Origin of the sequence: Saccharomonospora saliphila YIM 90502 (genome assembly GCF_000383795.1) — a bacterium.
In the GTDB taxonomy this organism is placed as follows: domain Bacteria; phylum Actinomycetota; class Actinomycetes; order Mycobacteriales; family Pseudonocardiaceae; genus Saccharomonospora; species Saccharomonospora saliphila.
The window spans coordinates 306106-318814 of record NZ_KB912728.1; the positions used below are offsets into that span (position 1 = coordinate 306106).

Annotated in this window: 12 protein-coding genes; 6 read left to right on the top strand and 6 right to left on the bottom strand. The window is 72.1% G+C overall.

All coding sequences use genetic code 11. The annotated features are described in order from the left end of the window. On the top strand, positions 1-1123 hold a 1123-nt coding region (locus tag SACSA_RS24005; protein ID WP_048877023.1), incomplete at its 5' end, for an acetyl-CoA acetyltransferase. A 193-nt stretch (positions 1124-1316) separates the two neighbouring features. Beyond that, a complete protein-coding gene (locus SACSA_RS0120425) occupies positions 1317-2150 on the top strand; it encodes an SAM-dependent methyltransferase (protein WP_019819694.1) in 834 nt (277 codons plus the stop codon). An 18-nt stretch (positions 2151-2168) separates the two neighbouring features. Here SACSA_RS0120425 and ligD read toward each other — a convergent pair whose 3' ends face one another. The 5 genes from ligD to SACSA_RS0120450 all read right to left on the bottom strand — a co-directional run bounded on the left by ligD (position 2169) and on the right by SACSA_RS0120450 (position 8151). Next, positions 2169-3104, bottom strand: a complete 936-nt coding sequence (gene ligD, locus SACSA_RS0120430) for a non-homologous end-joining DNA ligase (protein ID WP_028662090.1) — start codon at positions 3102-3104, stop codon at positions 2169-2171. A 55-nt stretch (positions 3105-3159) separates the two neighbouring features. Beyond that, positions 3160-4182: a glycosyltransferase family 4 protein gene (locus SACSA_RS0120435; protein WP_019819696.1), complete on the bottom strand. Its 1023-nt coding sequence runs from the start codon at positions 4180-4182 to the stop codon at positions 3160-3162. An 89-nt stretch (positions 4183-4271) separates the two neighbouring features. After that, positions 4272-6344 (bottom strand): amylo-alpha-1,6-glucosidase, encoded by a 2073-nt coding sequence (locus tag SACSA_RS0120440; RefSeq protein WP_019819697.1) that lies wholly within the window; start codon positions 6342-6344, stop codon positions 4272-4274. A gap of 102 nt (positions 6345-6446) precedes the next feature. Beyond that, the gene (locus SACSA_RS0120445; RefSeq protein WP_019819698.1) at positions 6447-6980 is read right to left on the bottom strand and encodes a DUF2231 domain-containing protein; all 534 of its coding nucleotides are present in this window, start codon (positions 6978-6980) and stop codon (positions 6447-6449) included. Between the two features lie 178 nt (positions 6981-7158). Beyond that, a complete protein-coding gene (locus SACSA_RS0120450; RefSeq protein ID WP_019819699.1) occupies positions 7159-8151 on the bottom strand; it encodes a PaaX family transcriptional regulator in 993 nt (330 codons plus the stop codon). Positions 8152-8280: 129 nt separating this feature from the next. Here SACSA_RS0120450 and SACSA_RS24010 point away from each other — a divergent pair, with 129 nt between their 5' ends. Then, entirely contained in the window at positions 8281-9615 is a 1335-nt protein-coding gene (locus SACSA_RS24010) for an MFS transporter (RefSeq protein ID WP_019819700.1), read from the top strand. A gap of 216 nt (positions 9616-9831) precedes the next feature. Then, on the top strand, positions 9832-10233 hold the full coding sequence (locus SACSA_RS0120460; RefSeq protein ID WP_019819702.1) for a hypothetical protein: 402 nt from the start codon (positions 9832-9834) through the stop codon (positions 10231-10233). Positions 10234-10254: 21 nt separating this feature from the next. Here the strand turns inward: SACSA_RS0120460 and SACSA_RS0120465 are convergent, their stop codons facing one another. Then, positions 10255-11223 carry a bile acid:sodium symporter family protein gene (locus SACSA_RS0120465; protein WP_048877055.1) on the bottom strand — a complete coding sequence of 323 codons (969 nt, stop codon included), beginning with the start codon at positions 11221-11223 and terminating at the stop codon, positions 10255-10257. 138 nt (positions 11224-11361) lie between these two features. Here SACSA_RS0120465 and SACSA_RS24015 point away from each other — a divergent pair, with 138 nt between their 5' ends. Together SACSA_RS24015 and SACSA_RS24020 are read left to right on the top strand one after the other, a co-directional pair. Next, a complete protein-coding gene (locus SACSA_RS24015) occupies positions 11362-11868 on the top strand; it encodes an SRPBCC family protein (protein ID WP_019819704.1) in 507 nt (168 codons plus the stop codon). A gap of 39 nt (positions 11869-11907) precedes the next feature. Then, positions 11908-12709: phytoene desaturase family protein (locus SACSA_RS24020; protein ID WP_157597077.1), on the top strand; the 802-nt coding region annotated here is incomplete at its 3' end.

Below are 12709 nucleotides of genomic sequence, written 5' to 3' on the forward strand. Positions count from 1 at the left end.
CGGGCTCGACCCCGGCGCCGATCACGGGTGGACCCGCGCTCCGGGCGGGCCGCCGCGGTTCGACCCCGACGAACTCGGCAGTGCCGCGATGCGCGACGCCGGGCTGGTCCTTCCGACCCGCGTGTACCCGCTGTTCGAGGCCGCGCTGCGCCACCGGCTCGGCCGGACACCGGGGGAGGCGACCGCCGAGTCGGCGCGGATGTACGCGGCGTTCAGCGAGGTGGCGGCCACTCGTCCCGTGGCCTGGCGACCGTGGGCCCGCAGTGCCGAGGACATCGCGACCGTGAGCCCGGCCAACCGCATGGTGTGCGAGCCGTACCCACTGGCGATGAACGCGATGCCGCATGTGGACCAGGCCGCCGCCGTGCTGGTCACCTCCCTGGACACCGCGCGTGCGTACGGCGTGCCCGACGACGCGGTCGTGCACGTCTGGGGTGGCGCGGGCGCGCGGGACGCGCCCGACGTGCTGGCTCGGAGTGACCTCGCGCGTTCGCCCGCCCTGGAGTCGGCGCTGCGGCGCTGCCTGGAACGCGGGGGACTCGGCGCCGCGGGGATCGACGTGCTCGACGTCTACAGTTGCTTTCCCGTGGTGCCGAAGCTCGTTCTCGACGCGCTCGGTCTCGGCGCCGACCATCCCGCCACCGTCACGGGCGGGCACTCGTCCTTCGGCGGGCCGTTGAGCAGCTACAGCCTGCACGGCGCGGTGTCGGTGGTCCGGCGGCTGCGCGCGGGCGCGGGCGTCGGCCTGCTGCACGCCAACGGCGGCTACCTGACCACGCAGCACGCGGTGCTGCTCGGCAGGCACGCGCATCCCGGCGGGTATGTGGGCGACCCGGACCCCGCGCCGACGGCGGAGACCGGCCCGGTACCCGCCCGGGCCGCCTTCGACGACGGCGTGGTCACGGTGGAGACCGCCACGGTGGAGTACGGGCGTGACGGCGCACCCGCGCAGGGATTCCTCGTCGCGCGGACCGGCGACGGTGCCCGGGTGGCGGCGCAGACCGAGCCCGGGGACGAGGCGAGCGCCCGCGCGGTGTCGGTCGCCTCGGGCGGAGAGGTGGTGGGCAGGCGGCTGAAGGCGACGGTCGAGGGGGGTTTCGCCCGCCTGGCCGAGACGGGGTGACCCACTCCCGGTGTGCGGTCGCCGCCTCCTCCGCGCCCGTTGTTCCCGTGTTCGGCGTAGCGGTGGCGTCGGGGTGGCGACCCGGCGTGCCCACGCGGGCTCGCGCGGTGGGCGGTGTGCGCGCCGGGAGGGGGACACGGCACACTGTGTGCGTACCCGATGGTAGGGATCGAGACGAGGGAGCGTGGGGCGGATGTCGGGGAGCAATGCCGACCGGCTCGCGGAGTCGGTGAACAAGGTGTCGGTGGGCCGGGTCTACGACTACCTGCTCGGCGGTGTGCACAACTACGCGGTGGACCAGGCCTTCGCCGAGGAGCAGTTGCGGCTGCTGCCCGACATCCGGGACTTCGCGCGCTCGAACAGAGCGTTCCTGGCGCGGGCGGTGCGGTACGCGGTCGAACAGGGGGTGCGCCAGTTCGTCGACATCGGGTCCGGCCTTCCGACCCAGGGCAACGTGCACGAGGTCGCCGACGAGGTCGCCCCGGGCGAGTGCCGCGTCGTCTACATCGACAATGAGCCGATCGCGCGGGCCCACGCCGAGATCCTGCTCGAGCGCACCGCCGACCCCGAGCGGCACAGGGCGATCGACGCCGACTTCTTCGACGGCGCCCTGCTGTGGCGGCGGGTGCTGGACACCGGGCTGATCGACGAGCGCGAACCGGTCGCGTTGCTGCTGGTGGCGCTGTTGCACTTCATGCCGCCGGAGACCGACCCGGGGCGGGTGCTGGCCTACTACCGGGACAAGCTGCCGCCCGGCAGCCTGCTGGCGCTGTCGCACATTCACGTCGATCCCTCCGACACCGAGACGCTGGCCGTGTCGGAGAAGCTGACGAAGTCGTACACGGAGCGGACGAACAGTCCGGCGATGCCGCGCGCGCGGGAGGAGATCGCCTCGTTCTTCGACGGCCTCGAACTCGTGGAGCCGGGACTGGTGTGGCTGCCGGAGTGGCGCCCCAGCGGGGACGATCCTTACCGGGGCGACCCGGTTCGCTCGCACGGCCTCGCGGGCGTGGCCCGCAAACCCTGAGCGGCTCCGGTCGGAGTCCTACGAGGGCAGGCGCACGTCGCGGGGTGCGATGTCCGGTCGCAGTCCGCGCCACGAGGGGTGCCGCAGGCGCCCGTCGGCGGTCCACTGCCGGTGCTCGACCTCCCCGACCAGCGTGGGCTCGACCCAGTGCGCGGTACGGGCACGGTCGCGGGGGACGGGCGTGTCGAACGGGCTCGACGGCCGGTGCAGCGGTTCCAGTCGCTGCCGCAGGTCGTGGAGTGCCTCGTCGGTGAAGCCGGTGCCGACGTGCCCGACGTAGGTCAGCGATCCCGAGGGGTCGTGAGCGCCCAGCAGCAGCGCGCCCACCGTGTGCCCGCGCCGGCCCTCGCCGGGCACCCAGCCACCGACGACGACCTCCTGGGTCAGCCGTAACGCGGTCTTGATCCAGTTGCGGGAACGCGCGCCGGGCCGGTAGGTCGAGTCGAGTCGTTTCGCGACCACTCCCTCCAGTCCGTACTCGCCCGCCACCCGCAGCAGGTCCGAACCGGACACTCCGATGTAGTGGTCCGGCGTGCGCACGGTGGGGGGTGCCGACAATCCGAGCGCGGTCAGCCGTGCGCGGCGGTGCTGGTACGGGTGTGGGCACAGGTCCTCGTCGTCGGCCACGAGCAGGTCGAACACGTAGTAGCTGACCGGGACCTCGCGCAGCAGCCGCGCGGTCGGCCGGTGGACGTGCATGCGCGACTGGAGGCGGCCGAAGTCCGGACGGCCACGCTCGTCCAGTGCGACCAGTTCTCCGTCGAGCAGCACGGCGCGGGTGGTGAGACCGGCGAGAGTCTCCAGCTCCGGGTAGGACGCGGTGATATCGCGCTGATTGCGGGAGTGCGCGCGCACGTGCCCGCCTCCCACACCCACGATGGCACGGACCCCGTCCCACTTCCACTCGAAGGCCCACGCCGGTCCCCGCGGCGGCTCGCCCGGAACGGCGAGCATGGCGGCCATCGGCGCCGGTGGTCGCGTGGCACCGTGCTCGGCGGAGGGCACGGCGCTACAGCACGGACTGGTAGATCCGGGCGTAACGGTCGGCCATCATCTCCACGTCGAAGCGGAGTTCGGCCTCGACGCGGCAGTCGTGCGGCGAGAGCCTGCCCACCTCGTGGATCGCCTGTGCCATGTCGGCGACTCCGTCGCAGACGTAGCCGGTCCTGCCGTGCGTGATGACCTCCGGGATGGACCCGCGCCGGAAACCGAGCACCGGCGTGCCGCACGCCATCGCCTCGACCATCACGATGCCGAACGGTTCCTCCCAGCACACCGGGAACAGCAGGCACCGCGCCGCCGCGAGCAGGTCGACCTTGCGTTCGCGGTCGGCTTCGCCGAGCCACTCGACGTCCGGGCCGAGCAACGGAGCGATCTCGCGGTCGAAATACGCTTTCTCGTCCGGTTCGCGGCACTTCGCCGCGATCTTCAGCGGGATTCCGGCCTGCCGTGCCGCCGCGATCGCCTGTGGAATTCCCTTCTCCGGGCAGGAGCGGCCGAGAAAGAGCGCGAAGTCCTCCTTGCCGGCACGGAACGGAAACCGTTCGACACGCACCGCGTTGTGCACGGTGCCGACCCAGTTCAAATCGGGGGCGAGCCTGCGTTGCGCGTCGGCCACGGCGACGAGTCCGACGCTGTCGCCGAGCCCGCGGTAGTAGCGTCCCATCTCGCCGTTGACGGGCCCGTGCGCGGTGACGACGGTCGGTAGCGGGCGGCCGCGGGCGAGTAACGGGCCCGCGAGACTGTGGTCGTGTACGAGATCGGGGTCGAGCTTGTCGATGATCTCGGTGAGCGCGGAGGCGTGGGTGACTTCGGGCAGGACCTGCCCGAGTCGCGCTTCGTTCGACTGGTCGCACGTCGGCACGAAGTCGGCCGGCGTACCGTTGCGCCCGACCCCGACGAGCGTGATCTCCAGTCCGCGCAGGGAGAGCTGTTCGATGAGGTCGCTGCACATCGCTTCGATGCCGCCGTAGGCGGTGGGGGGAAGTTCGAACCACGGTGGTGCCACCATGGCGATCTCGAGTTGACTCATGTTCGGCCAATTCCCCCGGCCTTCACGGGCGAAACGGCGGGAATATAGATGTGGCCCTTCCTAATGAATCGTGTTTCGTGCGCGCGGTCCTAATGCGTCAGTTCGATCCCGTCCGGCAGGCCGCTGACACGCACCCGCGTTCCGCGCGCTTCGATGGAAATCCGCTCCCCGGCCAGCGGAACGTCGTCGATGCGTAACTCTCCGAATGATTCCGGTAACGCAGGGGAAATGCTTAGCTTTCCGTACGGAATGCTCGGCCGGACCCGGAGCAGGGTCCGCAGCAGGTGTACCGGTGCCGCCGACGACCATGCCTGGGGCGAGCAGGAGGTCGGGTACGGCACCGGTGTGCCGTACTCGTCGCGGTCGAAGCCGCACATCAGCTCGGGTGGCCGCCCGTCGAAGGCCTGAGCGGCGTCGAACACCGCGGTGGCCACGCGCTGGGCGTGCTCGACGAAGCCGTACCGCATCAGTCCGGCCGCGACGAGAGCGTTGTCGTGCGGCCATACGGAGCCGTTGTGGTAGCTCATCGGGTTGTAGGCGCCCATGTCGGCGGCGAGTGTGCGCACACCCCAGCCGCTGAACATCTCTGGCGACAGCAGCGTGTCGGCCACCGAGGCCGCGCGGCGTTCGTCGACGATGCCGGTCCACAGGCAGTGGCCGATGTTGGAGGTCACCGAGTCGATCGGGCGTTTGTCCGCGTCCAGCCCGAGGGCGTAGCGGCCGAGGCCGGGTAGCCAGAACCACTCGTCGAAGCGCCGCTTCAGCGTCTCCGCGCGCTCGTTCCAGTGGCGCGCGGTGTCGGGGTCGCCGAAGCTGTCGGCAAGGCAGGCGCGGGCGCGGAACGCCGCGTAGACATAGCCCTGCACCTCGCACAGCGCCACCGGGGAGCGGGCGATCTCGCCGTCGGCGAAGTTCACGCCGTCCCACGAGTCCTTCCAGCCCTGGTTGGCCAGGCCGTTGTCGGTGGCACGGTGGTACTCCACGAATCCGTCGCCGTCGCGGTCGCCGTAGGAGTCGATCCACTCCAGCGCGCGGTCCACATTGGGCAGTAGGGCCTTGACCCGGTGCTGCCCGATGCCCCAGCGGCTCAGCTCACCCAGCAACAGCACGAACAGGGGGGTGGCGTCGACCGTGCCGAAGTAGACATGGCTGCCGCCGAGCGCGAGCGAGGCGTCGGCGCCGAAGCGGACCTCGTGCAGGATGCGCCCTGGTTCCTCCTCACTGTCGCGGTCGACGCTGCTGCCCTGGTGGCGGGCCAGGGTCTGCGCCGTGCCCAGTGCCAGCGTCGGGTCGATCGACAGCGACATCAACGACGCCAGCAGCGAGTCCCGGCCGAACAGGGCCATGAACCAGGGCGCGCCCGCGGCGATGGCCACGTCGTCGGGGTGCTCGGGGTCGAACATGCGCAGCGCCCCGAGGTCCTCCCTGCTGCGTTGCAGGGTGGCCGCGACCGCGGGGTTGTCGCAGTGCCGCAGGACGGGGCTCTCCTCACGCCAGCGGCGGGTGAGCACCGCGGGCCGGGACAACTCGACCGGGCGTTCGCGGGGGAACAGTGGGGCGATCGGGGTGCCGTCGAGCACGGGCAGGGCGGTCACCGAGGCGTACCATTCCTCGCCAGGGGGCACGGTGAGCCGGAAGGTGACGCGGTCGCGGCTGTACTCGGCGCTGTCACCCAGAAGGGTCTCGCCGGTGATGCGCACCCCCCGGCTCCGGGCGCCGATGTAGCGGGTGAGGTACAGACCGGTGCCGGTGACTTCGACGGCGTGGTGGCCGGTGTCGTGGATGCGGCCCTGTTTGACCTCGAACACGTCGGCGAAGTCGGCCGCCACGCGCACGCTGAGTGTGCGGGTCACCCGTCGGCGCCCGTAGTTGCGCAGGATGAAGTCCTCTCGCATCCCGCCGCCGATGTAGCGCTCCCTGCGCACGAGCAGGCTGCTCTCGCCCTCACCCTCGCCCGAGTGGGCGCGTCCGATGAAGCGGGCGTAGAAGGGTTCCGGTGTCTGCACCGTGACGGGTTCGACCGGGTGACCGTCGATGCGCAGGTTCCACCCGGACAGGATGCGGGTGTCCTGGTAGAACGCGCCCTGCGCGGGGGAGCCGCCCAGTTCGCCGTCGTTGTCGCAGACGCAGAACGACGTCCCGTGGACGAGGGTCACCGCCATGCCCGACCTCCTGGTGTCCTCGCTCGCGCATCCGGCGGGCTGGCCCGCCAATGGCCGGTCACGCGACGGTGGCCCCTGTCCCGGGTCGGTCGGCCGGCCCGCTCAGGGACGGTCGCGTGGCCCGCGCTGCCACTCGTATACGCCCGCGCCGAGGGCGTAGGAGAGGTGGCCGCCGAGCGCGCCGCCCGCCGCGACCGCGGTCAGGCCCAGCAACGCCCACGTGACTCCCGCGGCGTGTGCGCCACGGGCCCGGTTGCGGTGTGACGTAACGTAGCACGTTTGCGCCACCGCGTTGGTGGCCAGATGCAGCGCCGCCACGCGCCGTTGTGTCCGGTCCAGCCGGGAGAACTCGGCCAGTCCGGTCACGATCGCGACCGGAGTGACGGTGGCGCCGACGGCCACGAGGCGGCGGGCGGCCTCCCGGTCGCCGAGTACGTCGAAGAGCGTGACGCAGCTCCATGCGCCGATGGGGACGGTGACCACGAGCGGGTGCACGGGGTGCCCGATCCAGGATCCCCGCAGCAGCGCGTCGATCCGCCTGCCGTCGAGCGCTCGCCGCAGGCGGCGGGCCAGTGTTTCGGTCGCCCGGTCGAGACCGGGCACCGATTCGGAACTGCGCAACAGTCGGTCCAGCATCCCGGCTGTGGTACCCGCTGTCGGCGATCCGAATCCACGTCGGCGGGATGTTCCCCGACCGAGTGACGACGGTCGTCGCCTGCCCGGGCCGCCAGGGGCAACTCGCGGGCCGCCAGGGGCAACTCGCGGGCCGCCAGGGGCAACTCGCGGACCGCGGGGGGCAACTCGCGGGGTGGCGTCAGTGCGAGGCGGGGTCGGGCGGGGGGTGTGGAGTGGCCGGGGGTTCGGCGACGGTGTCGAGCACGTCGGCGGCCAGGGCGCGGGCCGCCGGTTCGAGTTCGGCGTTGAGCAGCCGGAACGTCTGTTGTGCCCGTTCGGCGGGCCAGTCGCCGGGAAGGTGTTCGCGTGGCAGCCGGGGGTCGCGGCGGACGATCTGCAGCCAGTCGGCCTGCAACAGCAGGTGCCGGGCCAGCACGTCGGTCGTGTGGGCGCGTGGCCCGTCGGCCGACCAGTCGGCGAGGAACCGGCGGTACTGGGCCGCGAGCGAATCCAGGTCCCAGGCGTCGTGCACGAGTTCGCCCACGTCGGTGGGCGGCAGGGCCCGTGCCTGGAACACCTTGACGTGATCGGCGGCGTCGAGACCCTGCAGCAGCGGCTCGACCTCGATCGTCGACGGGGCGATCCACAGCCCGCCCTGCAGGCTGCCGAAGCCCGCCCACAGCAGCCGGGAGCGCAGCAGGTGGCGCTGCCGCTGCCAGGACTCGGGCATGGAGAACCCGAGCAGGGTCCACGTGCCGTCCCAGTGGGTGTTCACCGCCCCGATGCGCCACACGCGGGTCTCGCCGTCGTGCAGGATCGCCTTCGACCGGTCGGTGAGGCCCAGGTAGACCTGCCTGCCCCGCCGGTCGCGTTCCAGCAGGCCGCGCCGCGCCATCCGGCTGAGCGTGGAGCGGGTCGCGTGCTCGGAGACGCCCAGTCTGCCCAGCACGTCGAGGACGCTACTGGTGGCCACCCGGACGCCCCGGCCGAACACGTGCACGCCGAAGAAGGTCAGCAGCAGCGCCTGCGGGCGTGGCGGCGAGCCGGGTTCGGCCGTGTCGGCGGCCGAGGGTGCCTCGGCCACGTCGACGGCGTCGGAGACGTGGCTGGTCGCGGCGGTGCCCGCGAGGTCGTCGAGACCGGCCTGGTGTCGTGCCCGGGCCGGGGCGGAGGAGGCGGTGTTGTCACGCACCCCGTCATCATAAGCAGCCCGATATTGGTCACCTGATTGACACTCGTCATTCATGTGCTTAGTTTTCGCGGGGTGTGGCAGCGCGGGCCGCACGGCAGGGCAGTCTCACGGAAAAGGCAGACGGTGGCGATGGCGGAGCAGGCGGGACGGTCGGCGCACACGAGGACCCAGCTCAGGCGAGCCGTGCTGTCCAGCTATCTGGGCAGCGTGATCGAATACTACGACTTCCTTCTTTATGCGACCGCCTCGGCGGTGGTGTTCAGCCAGGTGTTCTTCTCCGGCCTCGACCCGGTGGTGGGCACGGTCGCCAGTCTCGGCACGTTCACCACCGGCTATCTGGCCCGGCCGCTCGGTGGGGTGATCTTCGGTCACTTCGGTGACCGGCTCGGCCGCAAGCGGATGCTGGTCATCACGATGACGATCATGGGCGTGGCGAGCACGCTGATCGGATTGTTGCCCAGTAACGACCAGATCGGTGCGTGGGCGCCGGTCCTGCTCGTGCTGCTGCGCGTGGCCCAGGGCGTCGCGGTCGGTGGCGAGTGGGGTGGTGCGGTGCTCATGTCGGCCGAGCACGCTACGACACGCCGGGGACTGTGGGCCAGCTTCACCAACGCGGGCGCGCCGAGCGGCATGGTGCTGTCCACGGTGATGCTGACGCTGGCCAACGCGGTCACGACCGAGGAGCAGTTCCTGTCCTGGGGATGGCGCATCCCGTTCCTGCTCAGCGTCCTGCTGCTCGTGGTGGGCCTGTTCGTGCGGCTCAAGGTGGCCGAGACGCCGGTGTTCGCCGCCGCGCGGGAGGCGCGCCCGGCGCGGCCGCCGCTGCTGGAGGTGCTGCGCAGGCATCCGAGGAACCTGGTGCTCGCGATCGGGGTCGGGTTCTCGGCGTTCGTCGCCCAGGGCACGCTGACCACCTACCTCATCGCCTACGCCGTGGGGGCGGGGTTCGAGCGCCAGACCGTGCTCAACGCGCTGACGGTGTCGTCGGTGGGCGCGGTGTTCGGCATCATCGGGTTCTCGGCGTTGTCCGACCGGGTGGGGCGCCGTCCGGTGGTGCTCTCGGGTGCCGCCGCGATGGCGGTGCTGGGCTTCGCGCTGTTCCCGATGGTCGACACCGGTTCGGCCGTGCTGCTCACCGTGGCGGTCGTGCTGGGCCAGTCGGTGGTGCACCCGGCGATGTTCGGTCCCCTCGCGGCGCTGTACACGGAGATGTTCTCCACCCGTGCCCGCTACACCGGCGCGTCCCTGGGGTATCAGATGGCAGGGCTGGGCGCGGGGATCGCGCCCACCGTGTTCGCCGCCGTCAGCGGGAGCGGAACGGTGCTGATCTCGGTGCTCATCGCGGCCGTCTGCCTCGTGACGGTGGGTTGCGTCCTCGGCACGGCGGAGAGCTACAAGTCCGACCTGTCGCAGGACCCCGCGGGCACGAGGCCGTCGCCGCGCACCGACTCGGTGTCGTCCTGATCCGCGGCCTCCGCCGCGCCCCGTCCGTCTCCGCCACCGAGCGGGTGGTGCCGGACCGGACCATGCCTGCGCTCGCGCCCCGTGACCGGCAATGTATAACGTCCTATACCCCACGGGTTGAGGTAGCGGTATGTCCAGCACGGGTCCGGGTACCCGTGGGACCGTGCTCCCCCGAGATCACCGGCAGGTACCGAGCCGACGAGGAGGACGGTTCTCATGGCAGCGCAGGATCTGTGGATCGCGACGCTGAGCGACGGGCTCATCCGGGCCGACCAGATCGCCGGGATCGAGAGCCACCGCACGCCCGAGCTGACCGGGAAGCCGTCCCGGTGGCTGCTCGACGTCACGCTCGCGGTCCCGGCCGGCAGCGGCAACGGCGAGCGGTGGGAGATCGCGCAACTGCACCGCACCCTGGCCCAGACCGACGCGCATCAGAACGGGGCCCCGGAGAAGCTGGCTCGCCTGCTCGCCGAGCTGCGCGGGCGGGGCGCGGCGGGCGTGGTGCGGGCGGTCGTGCGCGCCGACATGCTGACCTTCGAGTTCACGTCGTTCTCCGGCACTGGACGCTCGGCCGTTTCCCCGGGAGCCGACGACGACGCGCTCGATGCCGACGAGTGACCGGCCGGGGAGGGCGCGGACTCACGAGCGGGTGCGCCGACCGTCCTGCTCGCTCACGGGGCGGCGTGCCCAGTAGCCGGCCAGCGCGGAGCCCGAGATGTTGTGCCACACCGAGAACAGCGCGGCGGGCAGCGCGGCCAGCGGGGTCAGGTGCGTGGTGGCCAGGCTCGCGGACAGTCCGGAGTTCTGCATCCCGACCTCCACGCTGACGGCGCGGCGCGCCGACTCGTCCAGTCCGGCCAGGCGCGCGGCGCCGTAGCCGAGGGCCAGTCCCAGCGCGTTGTGGGCGATCACCGCCGCGACCAGCACCAGCCCGCCGGTGAGCACGACGTCGGCGTTCACGCCGACCACCGCGGCCACGACGACCATGATGCCGGTCACCGACACCAGCGGCAGGTACGGCAGTACCCGCTCGACGACCCCGCCCGCCAGGGCCCGCACCACGATCCCCGCCACGACCGGGACGAGCACGATCCGCACGATCGACTCGAACAACGAGGCGAACCCGACCGGCAGGTCCGACCCGGCCAGCCAGAGCACGAGCAGCGGTGTCGCCAGCGGGGCCAGCAGCGTGGACACCGAGGTCAGCGTCACCGACAGCGCCACGTCCCCGCGCGAGAGATAGACGATCACGTTGGACGCCGTGCCGCCGGGGGAGGAGCCGACGAGCACCATGCCGGTCAGCAGCGCGCCGGAGAGCCCGAACGCCGTGCCCACCGCGACCGCGGCCAGCGGCATGACCAGGAACTGGGCCACGAGCCCCGCCAGCACCATCCAGGGCCTGGCGAGGACGGGGACGAAATCCGCGCCCCGCAGCGTCAGCCCCATGCCGAACATGATGATCCCGAGCAGAAGCGGAACGGACCCGGCCAGCGCCGCGCTCTGCTCGTCGAACACCAGGCCCGCCAGGCCCCCCGCCACGACCAGCACCGCGAACCAGCGGCCCGCGAAGCCCGCCACCGCGAGCAGCGCTCCACCTCGCGCGCGCATCACACCCCCGCACCCTCGACCGTCGCCGGACCGGCACACCTTACGACCCACCTCGGGCTCGCGAGCGCCCGGTGGTGGGTCCGCGCGGGCTTCGCGAGGCGTGGCCGTGGGTATGGGACAGGAGGAGGTGCGGCTGTGATGATCGAAGTGAGCCGGGTGATGCCCGTGCCCCCGGAGCGGGTCTGGGCCGTTCTCGCCGACGGCTGGTCCTACGCGGGCTGGGTGGTGGGCAACGCCCACATCCGCGACGTGGACGCCGACTGGCCCGCCGAGGGAAGCGTACTGCACCACAAGGCCGGGATGTGGCCGGTGCAGGTGCCCGACGTGTCCACCGTGGCCGCCGCGTCTCCGGGCAGCATGCTCGAACTCGACGCGCGGTTGTGGGTGCTGGGGCGGGGCCGGGTGCGGGTGAGCCTCGAACGACTCGGGGAGTCCGCCACCCGCGTGACCATCGCCGAGCGCGCGGTCAGCGGCCCGGCCCGGTTGGTGCCGCTGCGGGTGCAGAAGCTGGTGCTGGGCGCGCGCAATGCCGAGACCCTCGCGCGGTTGCAGGACATGGCCGTGAACAGGCCCGAGCGGCGCACGGTCGGCCCCGGTCACGACGACGGTGGCGCGGACCGGTGGAACACGGCGGAGGACCGCTGAGCGCGTCCGGTCGAGCGACCCGGTGTAGTGTCCGGGACAGTGGGTACGTCAGTGGCCGTGGACACGCGCGGTGCGAACGCGCCCGTTCGGGGCCCCGACGACACCGTGGACGCCGTGGTCGTCGGCGCGGGCCACAACGGGCTGGTGGCGGCGAACCTGCTGGCCGACGCGGGCTGGGACGTGCTGGTTCTGGAGGCCACCACCGAGCCGGGCGGCGCGGTGCGCACCGCGGAGCTGACCGAACCGGGATTCCACCACGACGTGTTCTCCGCGTTCTACCCCCTGTCGGCGGCCTCACCGATCATCGGCGGACTGGACCTCGAGCAGCACGGACTGCGCTGGCGCCACGCGCCCGCGGTGGTGGCGCACGTTCTGCCCGACGACCGCGTGGCCGTGCTCTCGCGCGACCTCGACGCGACGATGGAATCGGTCTCGGCCTTCCATCCGGACGACGGACGCGCCTGGCGGGCGCAGTTCGCCGACTGGACGCGCCTGCGCGACGACCTGATCGAGGCGCTGTTCACCCCGTTCCCCCCGGTGCGGCCCGGGGCGCGACTGGCCCGCACCGTCGGCGTGGCGGACGGGGTGCGCCTGGCGCGGATGTTCGTGATGCCGGTGGACGCGCTCGGCACCGAGACCTACTCCGGAGCGGGCGCGCGGTTGCTCCTGGCGGGCAACGCCCTGCACAGCGACCTCGGCCCGGAACAGCCGGGCAGCTCGGTGTTCGGCTGGCTGCTGGCCATGCTCGGCCAGGAACTCGGCTTCCCCGTGCCGGAGGGCGGCGCGGGCTCGCTGGCCCGCGCGCTGGTGGACCGGCTGACGAGCCGGGGCGGGCGCGTGG